The organism is Pandoraea sputorum (genome assembly GCF_000814845.2).
Taxonomy (GTDB): Bacteria; Pseudomonadota; Gammaproteobacteria; order Burkholderiales; family Burkholderiaceae; genus Pandoraea; species Pandoraea sputorum.
Map to the genome: position 1 here is coordinate 2,553,189 of NZ_CP010431.2, position 17,860 is coordinate 2,571,048.

Annotated in this window: 19 protein-coding genes; 16 read left to right on the top strand and 3 right to left on the bottom strand. The window is 62.6% G+C overall.

Annotated elements, in window-relative coordinates:
• The first annotated feature begins 176 nt into the window (after nt 1-176).
• The 3 genes from NA29_RS11275 (at nt 177) to NA29_RS26305 (ending at nt 3,144) form a co-directional block, all read left to right on the top strand.
• Nucleotides 177-1,226 (top strand): porin, encoded by a 1,050-nt coding sequence (locus NA29_RS11275; RefSeq protein WP_039398215.1) that lies wholly within the window; start codon nt 177-179, stop codon nt 1,224-1,226.
• Nucleotides 1,227-1,339: 113 nt separating this feature from the next.
• Nucleotides 1,340-2,542 carry an LVIVD repeat-containing protein gene (locus NA29_RS11280; protein WP_257125722.1) on the top strand — a complete coding sequence of 401 codons (1,203 nt, stop codon included), beginning with the start codon at nt 1,340-1,342 and terminating at the stop codon, nt 2,540-2,542.
• The gene (locus tag NA29_RS26305) at nt 2,509-3,144 is read left to right on the top strand and encodes an LVIVD repeat-containing protein (RefSeq protein ID WP_257125723.1); all 636 of its coding nucleotides are present in this window, start codon (nt 2,509-2,511) and stop codon (nt 3,142-3,144) included. The genes NA29_RS11280 and NA29_RS26305 overlap by 34 nt, the downstream gene beginning before the upstream one ends.
• Nucleotides 3,145-3,279: 135 nt before the next feature.
• Here the strand turns inward: NA29_RS26305 and NA29_RS11285 are convergent, their stop codons facing one another.
• Nucleotides 3,280-4,248 carry a 2-hydroxyacid dehydrogenase gene (locus NA29_RS11285; protein WP_039398217.1) on the bottom strand — a complete coding sequence of 323 codons (969 nt, stop codon included), beginning with the start codon at nt 4,246-4,248 and terminating at the stop codon, nt 3,280-3,282.
• A 135-nt stretch (nt 4,249-4,383) separates the two neighbouring features.
• Here NA29_RS11285 and NA29_RS11290 point away from each other — a divergent pair, with 135 nt between their 5' ends.
• From NA29_RS11290 to NA29_RS11330, 9 genes are all read left to right on the top strand, one after another.
• Nucleotides 4,384-5,361, top strand: coding sequence for a fumarylacetoacetate hydrolase family protein (locus NA29_RS11290; protein ID WP_231965155.1), 978 nt, complete (start codon nt 4,384-4,386; stop codon nt 5,359-5,361).
• A 37-nt stretch (nt 5,362-5,398) separates the two neighbouring features.
• Complete coding sequence (locus tag NA29_RS11295; RefSeq protein ID WP_039398219.1) at nt 5,399-6,433, top strand: ABC transporter substrate-binding protein; 1,035 nt, start codon at nt 5,399-5,401, stop codon at nt 6,431-6,433.
• Between the two features lie 62 nt (nt 6,434-6,495).
• On the top strand, nt 6,496-7,053 hold the full coding sequence (locus NA29_RS11300) for a VOC family protein (RefSeq protein ID WP_039403122.1): 558 nt from the start codon (nt 6,496-6,498) through the stop codon (nt 7,051-7,053).
• 36 nt (nt 7,054-7,089) lie between these two features.
• On the top strand, nt 7,090-7,833 hold the full coding sequence (locus NA29_RS11305) for an ABC transporter permease (protein WP_039398221.1): 744 nt from the start codon (nt 7,090-7,092) through the stop codon (nt 7,831-7,833).
• Nucleotides 7,830-8,690: an ABC transporter ATP-binding protein gene (locus NA29_RS11310; RefSeq protein ID WP_224786777.1), complete on the top strand. Its 861-nt coding sequence runs from the start codon at nt 7,830-7,832 to the stop codon at nt 8,688-8,690. The genes NA29_RS11305 and NA29_RS11310 overlap by 4 nt, the downstream gene beginning before the upstream one ends.
• On the top strand, nt 8,690-9,643 hold the full coding sequence (locus NA29_RS11315; RefSeq protein WP_039398224.1) for an alpha/beta hydrolase: 954 nt from the start codon (nt 8,690-8,692) through the stop codon (nt 9,641-9,643). Before NA29_RS11310 ends, NA29_RS11315 begins: the two co-directional genes overlap by 1 nt.
• Nucleotides 9,644-9,729: 86 nt before the next feature.
• Nucleotides 9,730-10,653, top strand: coding sequence for a dihydrodipicolinate synthase family protein (locus NA29_RS11320; protein WP_039398225.1), 924 nt, complete (start codon nt 9,730-9,732; stop codon nt 10,651-10,653).
• Between the two features lie 99 nt (nt 10,654-10,752).
• Nucleotides 10,753-12,018 (top strand): porin, encoded by a 1,266-nt coding sequence (locus tag NA29_RS11325; RefSeq protein WP_052252844.1) that lies wholly within the window; start codon nt 10,753-10,755, stop codon nt 12,016-12,018.
• Nucleotides 12,019-12,061: 43 nt separating this feature from the next.
• Entirely contained in the window at nt 12,062-13,471 is a 1,410-nt protein-coding gene (locus NA29_RS11330) for an amino acid permease (RefSeq protein ID WP_039398227.1), read from the top strand.
• Nucleotides 13,472-13,553: 82 nt separating this feature from the next.
• Here NA29_RS11330 and NA29_RS11335 read toward each other — a convergent pair whose 3' ends face one another.
• Nucleotides 13,554-15,152, bottom strand: a complete 1,599-nt coding sequence (locus NA29_RS11335; protein WP_052252845.1) for a hypothetical protein — start codon at nt 15,150-15,152, stop codon at nt 13,554-13,556.
• Between the two features lie 222 nt (nt 15,153-15,374).
• Here NA29_RS11335 and NA29_RS11340 point away from each other — a divergent pair, with 222 nt between their 5' ends.
• Nucleotides 15,375-16,061 carry a class I SAM-dependent methyltransferase gene (locus tag NA29_RS11340; protein WP_039398229.1) on the top strand — a complete coding sequence of 229 codons (687 nt, stop codon included), beginning with the start codon at nt 15,375-15,377 and terminating at the stop codon, nt 16,059-16,061.
• A 13-nt stretch (nt 16,062-16,074) separates the two neighbouring features.
• Complete coding sequence (locus NA29_RS11345) at nt 16,075-16,518, top strand: Rrf2 family transcriptional regulator (RefSeq protein WP_039398231.1); 444 nt, start codon at nt 16,075-16,077, stop codon at nt 16,516-16,518.
• A gap of 19 nt (nt 16,519-16,537) precedes the next feature.
• On the opposite strand, the gene NA29_RS11350 is transcribed toward NA29_RS11345, so the two are convergent.
• On the bottom strand, nt 16,538-17,068 hold the full coding sequence (locus NA29_RS11350; RefSeq protein ID WP_039398233.1) for a thioredoxin family protein: 531 nt from the start codon (nt 17,066-17,068) through the stop codon (nt 16,538-16,540).
• Nucleotides 17,069-17,297: 229 nt separating this feature from the next.
• On the opposite strand from NA29_RS11350, the gene NA29_RS11355 reads away from it, so the two are divergent.
• Nucleotides 17,298-17,666 carry a GFA family protein gene (locus NA29_RS11355; protein ID WP_039398235.1) on the top strand — a complete coding sequence of 123 codons (369 nt, stop codon included), beginning with the start codon at nt 17,298-17,300 and terminating at the stop codon, nt 17,664-17,666.
• A complete protein-coding gene (locus tag NA29_RS11360) occupies nt 17,663-17,854 on the top strand; it encodes a hypothetical protein (protein WP_039398237.1) in 192 nt (63 codons plus the stop codon). The genes NA29_RS11355 and NA29_RS11360 overlap by 4 nt, the downstream gene beginning before the upstream one ends.
• The last annotated feature ends 6 nt before the right edge of the window (nt 17,855-17,860 follow it).

The following is a 17,860-nucleotide window of genomic DNA, read 5'->3' on the forward strand; positions in this document are numbered from 1 at the left end:
GTAACCCGCTATAAAAAAATAGCCCGTTTGTATAAGCAAATAGCAGTAGAAATTCAATTTCTTTGATATGTATAATTCGTCGAAAGATTGTATACATACAACGGGCGAGCGGCAGACATCCCGGCAGTTAAACAGGGGAGGCGTCGCAAATAAAACGAGAAACATCAGGAGACAGCATGAAGAAGCGAGTGTTGTGTGCATTGCTGCTGGGTGCAATGCAGGGCGGTGCGTACGCGCAGTCTTCCGGGGGTGTCACGCTCTCGGGGTTCATCGACCTGAACATGGAGCAACTGTGGGGGTCGGGCGCGAATGGCGGCAAGGTCACGAGAATGTCCAGTGGTGGGCTGAACAATTCGCGTTTCAACCTGAGCGGTTATGAAGAACTGGGCGGTGGCAATCGCGCGTTCTTCACGTACGAGCCGATGTTCTCAGCCAACAACGGCACACAATCGACGCAGGCGCGTCAGTCGTTCGTGGGGATCAAGGGGCCGTGGGGTGATCTGTCGTTGGGCCGTCAGTTCACGCCGTCGTACTGGATCGCGGGTTACGCCGATCCGAGCTGGGCGGCCGACTTCAGTATGGTCAACAACATGGAGTTCTTCTACGCCTCGTATCGCGTCGACAACTCCATCCAGTACAAGACGCCCACCTGGTACGGCCTGAACGCGCGCTTCATGGCGACGACCGGTGTGGGCGACGGCACGCGCTCCGGTCGCTTCTACTCGGCTGCATTGGAATATCGCCAGGGCGGCATTTTCCTCGGCGCGGTCAGTGAGCTGCAATACACCCGTGACATCTACTCGGCCAGCCAGATCCGCTCGTCGCGCGACAACTACTTCGCCGCGACGTACAAGTTCGGCAGCGTCGAACCGACGCTTATCTATCACACGTACAACGGCTACTACGCTTATCCGCCGTATGTCGCGTTCAACGTGCGCGGCTGGGACATTCAGGCTGGCGTGCGTTATGCGCTGACCGACCGCCATCGTTTCTACGCGAGCTTTGTCCACCGTCAGGACGACGACAACAAGGCGCTCTCCAACGCCAACGGCTTTGTCGTCGGTTACATGTACGGCTTGTCGAAGCGCACCACGCTTTATGCGACCTACGCTCGCGTGCAGCACAGCAACGACACGACCGTTCACTATCCGGTGACGTTCCAGGTCACACCGACCGGCTCGCAGAACCCGTCGGGTGTGCAGTTCGGTATTCGTCATGCGTTCTGACGCAGACGTCGTTCGCCATCAGCATTTGCGCATTTCCGCTTTTCAGTAATACGCCGCCGGCGAGGGTCGTTCACAGCGCCGGCGAGAAGACTTTTGAGATGAAGGAGGAAGACATGTTTCGCATGCAGACACGCGGTGCAGCCCCCGCCATGTTGACAGCCACGGCAGTGCTCGCGGCGCTTACGATGACGCTCGCCGCGCACGCCTCGGCCCCCGAGAGCGCGCCGGTCGCGCAGCCGGCGCCCGCCGATAATCCGTCGGGTACGCCTGGCACGCCGAACGTCAAAGACCCGTATCTGGCCGGATGGCTGCGCCTCACGCCGGACCGCGAACCGAAGCCGCTTAAGGCCGGTGTCGATTACGGCATGGACCCGGCCACAGGCAAGTTCATCTGGCCGAAGGCTACGCCCGAAATTCACACAGGCCAGCGCTTCCCCGGGGAACTGACCACGTGGGACAAGAAGAGCTATTCGAAGAACGTAAAGGTGCTGGCGTTCTATCCGGGCGTCGATTCGCCGTTCCACGCGTGGAATAACATCGCCGACTTTAACGGCAAACGTTATCTCTACATCCACGACCGCGACTATCTGCGCATCATGGACGTGACCGATCCGGCCAACGGTAAAGTCGTCTACTCGAAGGGCGGTGTGTGGGGGCCGAAGGGATCGAGCGAGAAGTTCGACGCCAACAACGTGCAGGACTACCTTGGCGGCGCCACCATCGTGTGGAACAAGAAGCTGGGCAAGCCGATCCTCGTCGCGTCGTTCGAAATCGGCCGCTACGGGCTGATGCAGGACAAGTCGAAGCAGCCGGACAAGGTCGCAGCGCAACGCAACTACAACTCGCTCAAGGGCTTCAAGGTCTTCGTGATGGATGGCCCATTGCCGTCCGACTGGAAGCTGATCGCCACGCGCACGACCGACTACAAGCATCCCAATGCGCCTGTCGGTCAGCAGCAAGGCTCGGGTTCGCTCGACTCGCCAGAGTTCTACGGCGGCAAGTACATGATTCTCTCGTCGGCGCCGGACGACAGCTACGCGCTCACGGAATACCCGAACTATCTCTACTCGCCGGGCTACCAGGTGTGGGATATGTCGGACCCCGCGAATCCGAAGTTCATCTCCCAGATTTCGGTGCCGGGCCAGATTCTCGGCAACGAAGAGCATGAGCAGGCGTACCTGCAAAACCCGCGCGCGGGCAACCGCACGTCGTGGATGGGCTCGCGTATGCCGATCTTCCTGCCCAAGCCGCTGGAGCAGGGGGCAAGGTGGGCTTCGGCGCGATGGGGGGCCTCGGTCTGTGGTCGTTCGATCTGAGCGATCCGGCGCATCCGAAGGTCGTTGGCAACGTGAACACGGCACCGAGCTTCGCAGGCACGGAATATGACAACGCCGACGTCAGCCAGTACGAGCGCACGGGTTACGTGTTCACCAGTGGTTACCCGATGAACCGCGACTGCTACGAGCCGTACAAGGACATCTTCGTCGTCGACGCGCGCAATCCCGCGAAGATGAAAGTGGCTGGCAAGCTGCCGGAGCCGGAAGTGCCCGAAGGCGCGCCGTTCACCAGCTTCTGTCAGCGTGGCGGCAACTACGGTCCGAAGCGTTCGAACTCCATCGGTCAGCCGGGTACGTGGCGTCAGGGCATCGTGCCGTATTCGTTCTACAACGCGGGCGTGCAGATTTTCGACGTGAAGGACCCGACCAAACCGCGTATCGCCGGTTACTTCGTGCCGGGCCTGGCCGACGAGACGGAACTGCCCGTCTACACGCTGGGTAAGGGCGTGTTCGCGATGTACACGGAGTACGACCGCAACATCATGTGGGCCTTCACCGAGAACGGCGCCTACGCGTTGTCGAGCCCGCTGCTGGGTGAGCCGGTGATGGGCGCACCGGCAAAGCCGTACCCGGCACGCTAACGAACGATTCGACGTCAAGGGCGGCGCGACCGGAAGGATCGGTTCGCGTCGTCACCGCCGACTTCACAGGGCCTCCAAAGCGTGAAGTGTTGAAGCGGGCAACCTCCGATGGTCTCCCGGTTGCCCGCTTCTTTTTTATTTCGACGCGATGCGGTGCCCAACGGAGTTGACTGCAGCCGGTAGCGACGTGCCAGCGAGATGGGCGCGTACGTTGGCCAGCAGCAGGTCGATCTGGGCTTGTAGTGCCGCGGGAGAGCGGCCTGAGATGTGCGGCGTGAGCACCACGTTCTCGAGCATGCGCAGTGCGGACGGTACCTCGGGTTCGGTCTCGAAGACGTCGAGCGCGGCACCGGCAATCACGCCGTCGCAAAGCGCTTCGATCAGCGCCACCGTATCGACCACGCTGCCCCGGGCCACATTGACGAGGAAGCCGTGTGCGCCCAGACGTGCCAGCACGTCAGTGTTCACGAGGTGATGCGTGGCCGGACCGCCGGGACAGGCGAGCACGAGGAAGTCGCTCACGTCGGCCAGCGCGCCGATGTCGTCGAAGTACCGCCAGCGACAGTTCGTGCGGGCTGTGCGCGTGTGATAGCCGATGGACATGCCGAAGGCTTCCGCGCGCGTCGCGATGGCCTGACCGATGTTGCCGAGGCCGACGATGCCGAGTTGTGCGCCGCTCAGCGTGGGACGCGGTGCGCGATGTTTCGCCCAGCCGCCAGCTTTCACGGCGCGGTCGAGCGTGACGAGCCCACGAGCGCTGGCAAGCATCAGCGCGAGTGCGTGATCTGCGACGGTCTCGCCGTTCGTGTTCGGCGCATGCGCCACGGCGATGCCGCGCTGCGTAGCAGCGTCAACGTCGATGTTTTCGAAGCCCGCGCCGAAGGCGCAGATGAGTTCGAGCTGGGGTAGCGCATCCATTTGCGCAGCCGTGAGGCCGGTGGTGCCGTTCGTGAGCACGAGACGTACATGGGGCGTCACGGGGTCGCCAGCGACGCAAAGCAGGGGTGCGTCGACGTCATGCAGACGCAGTCCGGCAGCAAGCAATTGTGCGCGGGCCAACGGTTCGAGCGGGATGAGATTGAGCAGGAGCGGCATGTCGTTCATGGGTCTTAATCGTCTCGATGAGATGGATTGAAAAATAAAATACAAATCAGTTGCTATGTATACATATGCTATGTATTGTGTTTCAACATAGCAATCAAAAAGACAGCCGATACGTGAAAACGAGATCGGTTACCGATGGAAGACAAGGAGGAAGGTGTGACCTGGTTTGGATTGGCAACTTATGAATCGCTGGCGCCGGGCGCCGTCGCCGCTCGTCGTACGGCACTGGTGCAGCACGGCCGTCTGTATGACCTCGACGCGGTGCTGCATCACATGGGCGCGGGTGCGGAAGACGGTCTCGCGTCGGCACAAGACCTGACGGCGCTGCTCTCGGACTGGTATGTGCATGGCGAGGCTGTGTCGGCCGCCGTGCGTCGCGCGATGGACGCAGGTGTTCCGGCCAAGGTGGGGGCGCTGGCGACCGACAGCTACCGTCTGTGCGTGCCGTATCAGCCGGGCCGCATTTTTGCCACGGCGTCCAACTTCTACGAACACGCGGCGGAAATGGGCACCAAGCTCGCGCCGCGCAGCGAAAGCTCGCCGTACATGTTCATGAAGGCCGAGACGAGCGTGACGGCGACCGGTACCGATGTCGTGCTGCCGCCGCATGCCGAGCGCGTCGACTGGGAGGTCGAACTGGCCGTGGTGATCGGGCGTCCGGGCCGTCATGTGCCGGTCGAACAAGCGCATGAATGGATCGCCGGTTACACCGTTATCAACGACGTGAGCGCACGGGATTTGAACCGTCGCACCGACTATCCGTTCACGCACGACTGGTTTCGCGGCAAGAGTTTCGATACCTTCGCTCCTCTGGGGCCGTGGTTTGTGCCGCGCGATGTCATTCGCGATCCCCAGAACCTGCGCATGACCCTGTCGGTCAACGGCGAGTCGATGCAGGACGACACGACGGCAGGAATGATCTTCAACATTGCGGAGCAGATCGCTTACCTGTCGGAAATCCTCACGCTCAAGCCCGGCGATCTGATCGCCACGGGCACGCCGACCGGCGTGGGCATGGGGCGTGGCGTGTATCTCAAGGCGGGTGACGTGATGGTGGCGGGTATCGAGGGCATTGGCGCCATCGAGAACCGTGTCGTGGCACAACGCAAATAAGAAAGACCGCTCAAGTGGCGGTCAGGAGGAGGCAGCAATGCAGCAGTGGCAGTGGACCCGGCGCTGGTGGACGGCGCTCGCATGTGCCAGCACGATCGGCACGGCAGGGATTGCCGGCGCAGGCGCGTTGTGGGCGACGCCGGTCGCCGCACAGGACAAGGTCAAGTTCAACCTCTCATGGCTGCCACAGGGCAGTACCGGCGGCGTGCTCGTCGCGATCAACAAAGGCTATTACCGCGAAGCAGGGCTGGAGGTATCGGCCATCGTCGGTCACGGCGGGCAACGCACCGTCAACGAAGTCGATCAGGGCCTGTTCGAGTTCGGCTACGGCGACCCGATCAGCGTCATGCTCAATCGCGCGCAGGGCGGCAAGACGCGGATGGTGGGGTCGATCAATGCGGTCTGGCCCGGCGCGATCTGCTATCTCGCGAAGCCTGGTCGCACCATCACCAAACCCGCCGACCTGAAAGGCATGTCGATGGGCGGTGGCGGCGCGTCGCCGTTGCAGAACATCGTGCCGGCGTGGCTCAAGGCGAACGGCCTGCCGCCGACGTCCGTCAAGCTGCTCCGCCTCGATCCGTCCACGATCAATCCTTCGTTCTTGCAAGGGCGTGTGGATCTGACCGAGTGCTGGGAAGGTGCGAATCTGCCGGTACTCAAATCGCTGGCGTCGAAGCAGGGCCGCGAGATCGGCTCGCTGCGCTATCGCGATTTCGGGCTGGACATGGTCGGCAACGGCATCGTCACGACCGAAACGATGATCGCGCAGAAGCCGGATGTGGTGCGTCGCTTCGTGCAGGCAACGTACCGGGGCTATGCCTGGATGCGCGAGCATCCGGAGGAGTCTGCGGGTGTGATCGTCTCGCAGTACCCGATGCTCGACAAGCAGGTCATGGTCGAACAGATTCGCCAGATCGGTGCGCTGGAGACCGATAGCGAAACGAAGGGCCACAAGCCGGGCTGGCTGCCGGTGCCGCGTATGGAGTCCACCGCGAAGTTCGTGCGCGACGCCTTCAATCTCGCGCCGACGCTCAAAGCCACCGACATCTATACCAATCAGTTCGTCGAGTGATTCCCGGTGTTCGGGAATCCGATCGCGACCCGATGAGAACTGTTGCAATGCAAGGAGTGGAGATGACAAGCCCCAAACCCAAACTCAATCCGAAGCGTCTCGGCCATCTGGTGCTGGTCGTACGCGATATTCAGAAGTCGGTGAAGTTCTATACCGAAGTGCTGGGCCTCACGGTCTCCGACTGGATCGACGACCAGATGGTGTTCCTGCGTGCGGGCAGCGATCACCACGATCTGGCGCTGTCGCAGATTCCGAAGAACTCGCCCGACATCGACGATCTGCCGCGCTACGGGCGTCCCGGTATGGAGCACTTCTCGTATCTGGTCGACAGCGTCGAGGAGATGGAGAAGGCCGTAGACGTGCTGCGCGCCCATGAGGTCGAGATCGTGCGCGGCATCGGTCGCCACGGTCCCGGTGCGAACTACTTCCTCGTGTTCAAGGATCCGGACGGCAACAACGTCGAGCTGTATTGCGAGATGACGCAGATCGACGCCGAGCATCCGTACGAGGCGAAGGTGTGGGAGCGCAACATCGAGAGCTTCGACCGGTTCCGGTTCGAGCGTTTCGTCGTGCCGCCCCCGCCGGGGATGGTCAAGGAGAAGTCGGGCGGCAAGGCCTAACCCGGCTTGCCCCATCCATCCGGAGGAGACATTCGAATGAAACGCATCGCACAGACGATCGTATTCTGGGGCGTGTTGCTCGCCCTGTGGGAAATGGCCGTGACGTACTTCAAGGTGCAGTCGTACCTGATGCCGCCGCCGTCGGCCATCTTTCGCGCTGCGTGGGAAGTGCATCCGCAGATGCTCGCGGACACGTGGGTGACGACCGTCGAAGTGCTGACGGGGTTCGTCGCCGCCGTCGCGGGCGGGCTCGTGATCGGTGTGGTCATCAGCTACAGCGCGTTCGCGCGCCGCACGCTGTATCCGCTCGTCACCGCTTTGCAAAGCATGCCGAAGATCGCGCTCGCGCCGCTCATGATCGTGTGGTTTGGTTACGGCTTTGCTTCGAAGCTGGCGTCGACGTTCCTGTTCGCCTTCTTTCCTGTCGTGGTGGCGACGATGGGCGGTCTCGCGTCCGTGGCACGCAATCTCGACGAGCACTTCCGTGCACTGGGCGCAAGCCCGTGGGACACCTTCTGGCGGCTGTATCTCCCGGCGGCGCTGCCTGCGTTTGCCGACGGTCTCAAGATCGCCATGCCGCTCGCTGTCATCGGCGCCATCGTCGGTGAGTTCATCGGGTCGGAAGAAGGGCTGGGACATCTGATCGTGTTCGCGTCGGCAGCGGCACGCACCGACGTGATGTTCGCGGCGATTCTGATGGTGACGTTGCTGGCGGTGGTGCTCTACTGGGCCATCGAACGGCTGGCACGGTTTGTGTGGTGGCGGGGGATCAACGTATGAGCGGTCTGACTAATTCGAAGGCGAATATCGTGACGCCTCTGCATTCGGCGAGCGCAGCGGTTGCCCCGTCCGTCGCTCCTCAGACGTCGGACGCCATGATCGAAGTGCGCCACATCGACAAGACCTTTCCGGCGAAGAACCGCAAGACTGCGCCGGTGAAGATCCTCGACGACGTATCGCTCTCTATCGCAGACCAGGAGTTCGTGTCGATTCTTGGCACCAGCGGCTGCGGCAAAAGCACGCTGTTGCGCATCGTGGCGGGCCTGGTGGCGCATGACGGCGGTGAAGTGCGCGTGGCGGGTCAACGCGTGTCGCGTCCAGTGCCCGAGATCGGCGTCGTCTTTCAGACGAGCAATATGCTGCCGTGGCTCACGGTGCGCCAGAACCTGCTGCTCGGCACCAGCCTGCGCAAGATTCCGAAGGAGAAGAGCGAGCCGCGTGTGGCGGCGCTGCTGGAGATGTTGGGACTCGCGCAGTTCGCCGACCACCATCCGCACGAGCTGTCCGGAGGCATGCGTCAACGTGCATCCATCGGCCAGATTCTGGCGCTCGAACCCAAAGTGCTGCTGATGGACGAGCCGTTCGGTGCGCTCGACGCGCTTACCCGCGACAACCTGAACGTCGAGCTGCTGCGCATCTGGCAGGAGCATCGGCAGACGGTGTTGCTCGTGACGCACAGCATCGAGGAAGCGGTGTTCCTGTCGGACCGCGTGATCGTGATGTCGGCGCGTCCGGGCAAGGTCGAGCAGGAAGTGGTGATCGATCTGCCGCGTCCGCGCTCGCCGCAGACGATCAAACAGCATCCGCGCTACGCCGGGTACATCGCGCAGCTTTCGCAGTTGATGGGAGTCTATTGATGGACGGACAGACGCCAGCCGCCGCCGAGTGGGAAGTCGCGCGCTCGCTCATGCGGGGACTCGGCCCCTCGTGGACCGACGACATCGCTGCGGGACGCCGCGCCGTGCTCGACACCTACACGCCGTTGCTGGCGAAGGCGTCGGCGGAAGGCTTCGCCGTCGTGCGGGATCTGGCCTATGGTCCGCATGCGCGGCATCGGCTCGACGTCTACCGTCCGACAGCGTCGGTCGGACCGGCGAGTGCACCCGCATCCGCACCTATTGTGGTCTTCGTACACGGTGGTGGGTTCGTGCGCGGCGATATGAATGCCAACGCGCAGATCTACGGCAACGTGCCGCGCTACTTCGCGCGACACGGCTGCGTGGCCGTCAACGTGGAGTATCGGCTTGCGCCGGAAGCCACGTTCCCGGGCGGCGCAGAGGATGTCGCGCTGGCGATGCAATGGATCCGTGAGCACATCGCGCAATATGCAGGCGAGGGCGGGGCCGACTTGTCCCGCATCCTGCTGATCGGGCATTCGGCGGGCGGCTCGCACGTCGCCAGCTATCTGTGCGATCCATGTGTGCGTCCGGCGGCACCTGAAGTGGCAGGGGCCGTGCTGATCAGCGCGCGGCTGCGTGCCGATGTCCTGCCGGACAATCCGAACGCCCCTGGCGTCATCGCCTATTACGGCGACGACGCAGCGCGTCATGAGGCGAACGCCCCGATGGCGCACGTCGATGCCATGCCGGTGCCGGTGATGACGGTCGTTGCCGAGTTCGAGAATCCCCATCTCGATACTTACGCGCTCGAATTCTGTCATCGGCTCGCGAAGCGCGATGCGCACGCGCCGCGCTTCATTCAGGTGCACGACCACAACCACACGTCGGTCGTTGCGCATCTCGACACGGGCGACGATTCGCTCGGCCGCGAAATTCTGCAATTCCTGCACGAAATCAACCCATCGCCCTGATGCGGTCCGCGCCTGCCTGAATCGCTGAACGGGGACGTTCAGCGACGGCAGCGCCGCAACTCTCCCCCTCTCTCTTAGGAACTGTCATGGTCGATCACGAATTGACCGGGGCGTTTGCGCCCGTCGTCACGCCGTTTCATGCGGATCTGACGCCGGATGCCCCCCGTTTTCTCGCGCATTGCGAATGGTTGCTCTCGCAAGGTGTCGGTCTCGCGCCGTTTGGCACGAACAGCGAAGCGAACTCGCTCGGACTCGGCGAGCGCATGGCGTTGCTCGACCTGCTCGTCGACAACGGTCTGGACACGCGGCGCATGCTGCCCGGCACCGGTTGCTGCTCGTTGCCGGAAACGGTGGCGCTCACACGACATGCCGTCGAGCGTGGCTGCGCCGGTGTGCTGATGCTGCCGCCGTTCTTCTACAAGGGCATCTCCGACGACGGTCTTTACGCCTACTACGCCCGCGTGATCGAGCAAGTCGCCGATGCGCGTTTGCGCCTGTACCTGTATCACATCCCTGCGCTGTCGGGCGTGCCGATCACGCTGCCGGTGATCGAGCGGCTGATTCGCGACTTCCCGCAAACGGTCGTTGGCATCAAGGACAGTTCGGGTGACTGGAACAATCTGAACGCCATGCTCGACGCCTTCCCCGGTTTCGGCATCTTCCCGGCGTCCGAGTCGCTCGTGTCGCGGGCGTCGGCCAAAGGTGCGAAGGGATGCATTTCGGCGACGGTCAACGTCAATCCGCAAGTCATCGGACGGCTGTGCCGCGAGTGGGCGGGCGATACGAGTGACACGGGTGACACGGGCCCTGCGCTTCAGGCGCAAGCGGATGCGGTGCGCAGCATCGTGCAGTCGTACCCCATGATCCCGGCGCTCAAGGCGGTGCTGGCGTCGCATCGCGACGATCCGGCGTGGTCGCGCGTGCGTCCGCCGCTCACGCAGTTGTCGGACGAGCAACACGAGCGGCTGCTTGCGCAGTTGGCCGCTTGTGGTTTCACGTTGCCGGGTTAAGCGACGATGCGCGGCGCGTTGCGGTATCGGTATCGGTTCTCACGCCGACGGGACACGAGTCAGGCGACACGTTCGGGCACTACGCGCGCTGGTGCGCGTATGCCCGGCGCGGTGCTGGCGATGGCCGTCGGACTCGGCGCTTGCGAGATGTCGCAGGCGCAGGTGCAGATCTACGGGCATCTCACGCCGATGACGGACTGGGTCAGCGTGAGCGGACGTCAGGTAACGGCCGCCGCGCCGCGCCCGACGCAAGCGCCCGCAGGCGCGATCAACGTGCCGGAGATGAGCGGCACACGCATGCTCTCGAGCATTTCGTACTTCGGCATGCGAGGCAAGGAAGATCTCGGCGACGGCTATGCCGCGATCTGGCAAATCGAAACGCCGGTCTCCATCGACGGCAAGGCCGTCGGCGCCATCGGCAATCGCAACTCGAACGTCGGGCTGCAGGGGCCGTTCGGCACGGCGTTTCTGGGTAACTGGGACACGCCGTATCAGTGGTCGACGCTATCCGTCGGCTCGCCGGTGCGCAATCCCTACACGGGCGACCTCAGCACCATCCTGAGCAATCCCGGCTTCAACGTGCCGAACACGACGACGCAATCGGGGCGCGTCAACAACGCCTCGGATGCGACGTTCAACCGCCGTCAGGGCAACAGCATTCAGTACTGGACACCTGAGTGGTACGGGCTGCAAATGCGGTTTTCGTACTCGCTGTCGAACGGCAGCGTCACGACACCGGCAGGCAGCATTTCACCCCAGGTGTTCGGCGCGGGGCTGGAGTACGTGAACGGTCCGCTGCGCGTGCGTTACGCGTACGAGATGCACAAGGACTACTTCGGACTCGCGTGGCTCGGCGCACCGGCGAGTGCGAATCCGTCCAACGTGGGTTCACGTGCGACGGGATCGCGCGACGACGGACACAAAGTGCTCGTCGTCTTCACGTATGCCAACACAAAGTGGGTGGCGGGCTGGGACCGGCTGACATATCGCACGGACGATGGCACCAGCGGCAACCTCAACCACTACCGCCGCGACGCCGTCTACGCGATGGTCCAGCACTTCTTCGGCGGAGGAAAGCACTCCATATGGCTCGGTGGCGGCTATGCGATGAACGGGTCGTGCTCGCGCGTGGGCGGTGGGGTGTGCAGCACCGCCGACCTCGGCGCGACGCAGATGAACCTCGGCTACCGCTACGACTTCTCGAAACGCACCGACGTGTACCTCGCCTATTACCAGGTCATCAACCGGGCGTGGGGCAGCTATGGCTTCTCGCCACGTCCTAACTTCAGCGCCACCAATGGCGGCGCCGCTCCGCCTGGGGCGCACTACCGGGGCATCGGCTTCGGCATCGAACACACCTTTTAGTCATTTCAATACCGCAGTACCGCAAGGAATATAGGAGACGATCTTGAGTACGACACAACCAGGCTTCGACAGCATTGTCGAGCGAGAAAAGGGACTGCACCGCGGCCTCACCAGCGGGCAGTTATCGATGATTGCGATTGGCGGTGCGATCGGCACCGGCCTCTTTCTGGGTAGCGCATTCGCCATCGGCTTTGCCGGGCCGAGCGTCCTGCTGAGCTATGCCATCGGCGGTGCGATTGCGCTGCTGCTCATGGGTTGCCTCGCGGAGATGACCGTGGCGCACCCGACGTCAGGCTCGTTCGGCGCGTACGCCGAGCACTACATCGGGCCACTGGCCGGGTTTCTGGTGCGCTACGGCTACTGGTCGTCGATCGTCTTTGCGGTCGGCACGGAAGTCACGGCGATTGCCGTCTACATGAAGTACTGGTTTCCGGCCGTGCCGGGCTGGTACTGGATCGTAGGCTTCTCGGTCGGTCTCATCGCGATCAATGCGGCGAGCGTCAAAGTGTTCGGCGCGGTCGAGTATGCGTTCTCGATGCTCAAGATCGTGGCCATCGTCGCGTTCCTGATTCTCGGCGCGTACATCGTGTTTCGTGCGCCGGCCGAGAGTGGCATCGGGCTGGCGAACTACACGTCACACGGCGGCTTCTTCCCTAAGGGGGCGTGGGGCATGTGGGTGGCGGTGATCGTGTCGATCTTCAGCTATCTGAGCATCGAGATGATTGCCGTGGCGGCGGGCGAGGCGCAGGATCCGCAGCGCGCGATCACCCGAGCCTTCCGCGCGACGATGTTCCGTCTCGTGTTCTTCTATCTGCTCACGCTGGCGCTCACGCTCGCCATCGTGCCGTGGAACGCCGCAGGTGAGGACGGTAGTCCGTTCGTGAAGGTGATGGCCGCAACGCATATTCCGGGCGCTGCGGGCGTGATCAATCTGGTGATTCTGGTCGCAGCGTTGTCCGCGATGAACAGTCAGCTCTACATCACCACGCGCATGATGTTCTCGCTCTCGCGTGCAGGGTATGCGCCGCGCCGCTTCGGTGAAGTCAGCCGCAACGGTGTGCCGGTCGCCGCGCTCATGCTCTCGACCATCGGAATTGCATTGGCTGTGGCGCTTAACGTGCTTGCTCCGCAGGCATCGTTCACGCTGATGATGTCGGTCTCGATGTTCGGCGCAATGTTCACGTGGCTGATGATCTTCGTCACGCATCTGTTCTTCCGCCGTGCGCACGACGCGAAATCGCTGAGCTTTCGCATGTGGGGGTATCCATACGCCAGTCTGGCGGGCGCGTTGCTGATGCTGGCGACGCTCGTCACGACCTACTTCACCGACGAGTTCCGTATGACGCTGGTCTACGGCGTGCCGTTCGTGATCGCCTTGTCGGTGGTGTATGCGCTTTGGTACCGCCAGCGTGGCAACGCCGCTGCTGTTCCTGCTCAGGGGCAGGGTAACTGACGTCGCCGGGCGGCAACCGGTATTTAGGCGGGAAGAGGGAACGCACCGCGCCGAGAAAAATGGCGCGGTGCGAATATCGTGCTTACGACGTGTGCGTACCGTCCAGACGAAGCGGGTCGATCTCCAGCGCGGTGCGTTTGCGCACGGCGTCGGTCGTCGCGTCATCGCTGGTGCCGCCGGACGATCGCGTTGCATTTTTCGCGTCGTTTTGCATGATGGACTGGAGCAACGTCATCAGATCGGACGTGCTCGACGCCGACAGCGGCGTGGTGACGTCGCTGACCAGCTTGGCCATTTCATAGCGCTGCACTTGCGTTTTCTGGCTGGCCGAGCGGCTGACCTGAGCATGGGCAAGCAAGCCGTCGCGATAGCTCACGTCGACATTGCTCGACGCCGAATCCTGCACCTTCACATATTCGTAGTTCTGCGACTTCGGATCGCTCGTCAGTTGCAACGGCACCCCGGCCCAGAGCGAGCGGTGATAGCTCGCGGTCAGTGTGGCCTGCGTTTGCTGCTGAATCTTGCGGTTAAGCGTATCTGTGCCGCCGATCTGAGTGTTCTGCGAGATCTGGTAATCGAAGCCGTCGACTTCCGACGGACGCATCGGATTCGGCGACGTCTTCGTCTGCGACAGCGAGGCGCTGAAGTCTGCCAGACCGCTCAGCGTGGCCTTGTCCGCATTGCTAAGCGTGATGCGCGGCAGGGTGGGCGCGCTCGGGTAATGGCTGTTCAGGCCGCTGAACGCTGCCTTGAACATGTTCATGAGCGAAGCATCGCCGTTGCCTCGCGCCTGCGCGGTGTCGAAGCGGGTGAGCCAGGCATCCAGAGCGGCGGCTTGCGCCTTCGGGCTGCCGATGGCCTGAAGATTCTTCAGGTCGACGTTGACGTCGAACTTGCCGCTCGCACCGTCGACGTGCATCGAACGTTGCGTGGCGTCCGCGTGGAACACGAAGGTCTGCGGCGTGGTGCCGTTGGCATTGAGCGTGGCGTTCAGGTCCACCGACGTGAGCACGGACGTGTCGAAGCCTGTCAGTGCGCTGAAGTCCACGACCGGCGGCTGCTTGGCGAGTCCGTTCACGGCGCTCTGGAAGGCATCGCCCAGTTTGCCGAGCTGGTCTCGTTCCGCGTCGGTCAACGTGCCTTTCGTGACGGAAAACTCGACGGACAGGCCGTCGTCGCTGCTGCCCAGTTTGACGTTGACTTGCGCGCCGCTGGCGGTCGTGACCGTCAATGCGAACTGGTTGTCGGCGCTCGTTTGCAGCTTGAATTGTTGCAACGCCAGATCGGCGTCGGTGGCGGGCGCGGCGGATGTAGAGCGCACCACGCTTTGCGAGAAGGACGTCGCCCCCGTTGCGATGGCGGACATCAGCTTCGACCCGAGCTGATCGAGACGATTGCCCAGCGATGTCGTCGACAGGTTGCCCGACATCAGTAGCGAGATGGCGTCTGAGGGCAACTGCCGCCAGTTCAGCGCGGTCCCGTTGGCGACCGGCTGGGTGTACGTCGGCCAGTTGGCGACGGGCGGGGTCTGCGTGAGGGTGACGCGCGTCGACTCGGCGACCGCCGAAGCGCCCGAGCCGGTGGGGACTGTGCCGGGCACTGCGCTCGGATTGGCGGCACGCGACGCAATGTCGCTCGTCGTCAGTGAAATCAGGTTTGTTGCTGTGTTGATAGACGTCATCGGGGGGCGTGTCGTCGAGAGGGTTCTGGTAAGGCCCGGTAAGGAAAGCGGGCCAATCCTATGCATTAACGACCAGAGGTCGCCAATATTTAGCGGTACCCCTCAAATTGCACAGGCCCTGATGTCGCTCGCAACGCGACCTCGTCGAACACGCCACTTGCCTGCGTTGCATCTCTCATGGCATGATGAAACATCAAAAGTTACATGAATGTGGAGCCAGCCATGCGGCAAGAGACCATCGCGATGTTCGACCAGCACGCGGCAACGTACGACCAGACCTGGAGCGCGATGACGCCTTTGCGCGATGCGCTGCAACTGGTGCTCGACAACGTTTTCGCGCCGCTGCCGCCTGAGGCGAACGTCTTGTGTGTCGGCGCGGGAACGGGTGCGGAGATTCTGTATCTGGCCGAGCGTCATCCGGCGTGGTGCTTCACCGCCGTTGAGCCGTCGGGGCGGATGCTCGACGTGTTCCGCGGCAAAGCCGAAGCGCAAGGCATTGCGTCGCGCTGCGTCTTCCATCAGGGCTTTCTCGACTCGTTGCCCGAGAGCGAACCGTTTGACGGCGCAACGTCGATTCTCGTCTCCCAGTTCGTGACGGACCGGGCCGAGCGGCGGGCATTCTTTCGCGGGATTGCCGACCGGCTGAAACCGGGTGGCTACCTCGCAAGTGCGGATCTGGCGTGCGACATGACCTCCGAAGCCGGGCGACGGCTGCTGGAAGTCTGGTTCGGGATGATGTCGGTGTCGCCCGAGGCGCGTGAGCGGGCGAAGGCCATTTATGGGACGCAGGTGGCTGTTGTGCCGCCGGAGGCGATGGACGACATCATCTGGGAAGGCGGTTTCGACGAGCCGGTGCGTTTCTTCCAGAGCGGACTGATTCACGCGTGGTTCGCGCGTCAGGCGTTGTGAGCGAGGGGCGACGATGAGAAGCGACAGCCGACTTTCGCGCATGCTTCACGTGCTACTGCACATGGCTCGGCATGACGCACCTTTCACGTCCGAACAGCTCGCCCAGATGCTGCGCACCAATCCTGTGGTGGTCCGGCGCACGATGGCGGGGTTGCGCGAGGCCGGGTACGTTCGCTCGGACAAGGGGCATGGGGGCGGCTGGAGCATCGCCTGCGATTTGCACAAGGTGACATTGCTCGACATTCATCGCGCTGTCGGTGGTCCGAATATCTTCGCCATCGGTGTGGAGAGCGACAACCCCGAATGCGCCGTCGAGCGCGCGGTGAACGCGGCGCTCGACGGGGCGTTGCGTGAGGCTGAGGCGATCCTTATCGCAAGGCTCGGCGCCGTCTCGCTTGCCGATCTGGCACAGGACTTCGATGCGTTGTGCTCACGACACGAAGCGGCGGTGCGATAGGCGTTCTTTTGCGGCGTGCTTACGATGGCTGAGCGGCCAACTGCGCCTTGATGGCCGCTTCCGTCTTGTCGTAATCGCCCTCGCCGAAGTGCGTGTAGACGATCTTGCCTGACTTGTCGACGAGATAGAACGCGGGCCAGTAGAGATTGTCGTAGGCTTTCCACGTGGCGTAGCGGTTGTCCTGCGCGACCGGATACGTGATGCCTGCGCGGCGCACGGCTTCCTGGACATTCTTCGTATCGCGCTCGTAGGCATATTCCGGCGTGTGCACGCCGACCACGACCAGTCCCTTGTCTTTGTACTTCTCGTACCACTGCTTAACGTACGGCGTGGTGTGAATGCAGTTGATGCACGAGTACGTCCAGAAATCGACCAGTACGACCTTGCCACGCAGTTGCGACAGTGTGAGCGGCTGGCTGTTGATCCAGTTGTCGATGCCCGTGAACTCGGGCGCGGTGCCGCCTGAGATCGGGCGAGCCTGCGACGGTGCGCAAGCGGTAAGGCCGGTTAGGGCGAGGGCGACGAAGGCACTTCTGAGTAGCGTCAACATGGCAGTTCTTCTCCTGTGAACAGTGCAACGGTTTTAGTGAGTCGGTAGCCGTATTTCACTGTCCGCGCGTATCTGCCATGTGTGCAAAAGGCCGCATTTCGGCAATGTCGTGTATCGGGGGGCCATCCAGATACATTGAGATACAAACCGGGATAACGGGCGGGTTCGATTGCGATATAAAGCGCTTAACGACCGTGCCGCCGGCGCGGACTTATCCGGGAGTCGATCCATGTCTGAAACGTTGCAAGGTTCCTGCCACTGTGGCGCTGTCCGATTTGAAGTTGTCACGCCGGTTGAACCGGCTGCGCGCTGCAATTGCAGCTTATGCCGCCGCAAGGGGGCGCTGATGACGCCGCCGTTCCCCGAAGCCAATTTGCGCATTCTGTCGGGCCAGGATGATCTGACCCTTTATCAGTTCAATACTCGCCTGGCGAAACACTATTTCTGCAAGCACTGCGGTATTTACCCGTTCCACGAGACGCGCATGATGCCCGGGATGTGGCGCGCCAATATCGGATGTCTGGAAGGCGTGGATCCGTACGCGCTCGAATATACGGTCGCGAATGGACAGAAGCATTCCGTGGTGGAGGATGCATGAAGCGTCTGCTGAGTCTGCTGGCATTTCTGGCGGGTGGCCTGAGTGCCGAAGTCGTCCATCCGCTGCAATGCGATCTCGCACCTGCGAGCCGCCGCGTGCTGCCGGAGACGGAGCGTGCGCGGCGTCGTAAAACCCCCGATCTGACGGAGGGCGGCGACGACCGTGGGCGTGGTGACTCGTCGCTATAATCGTTC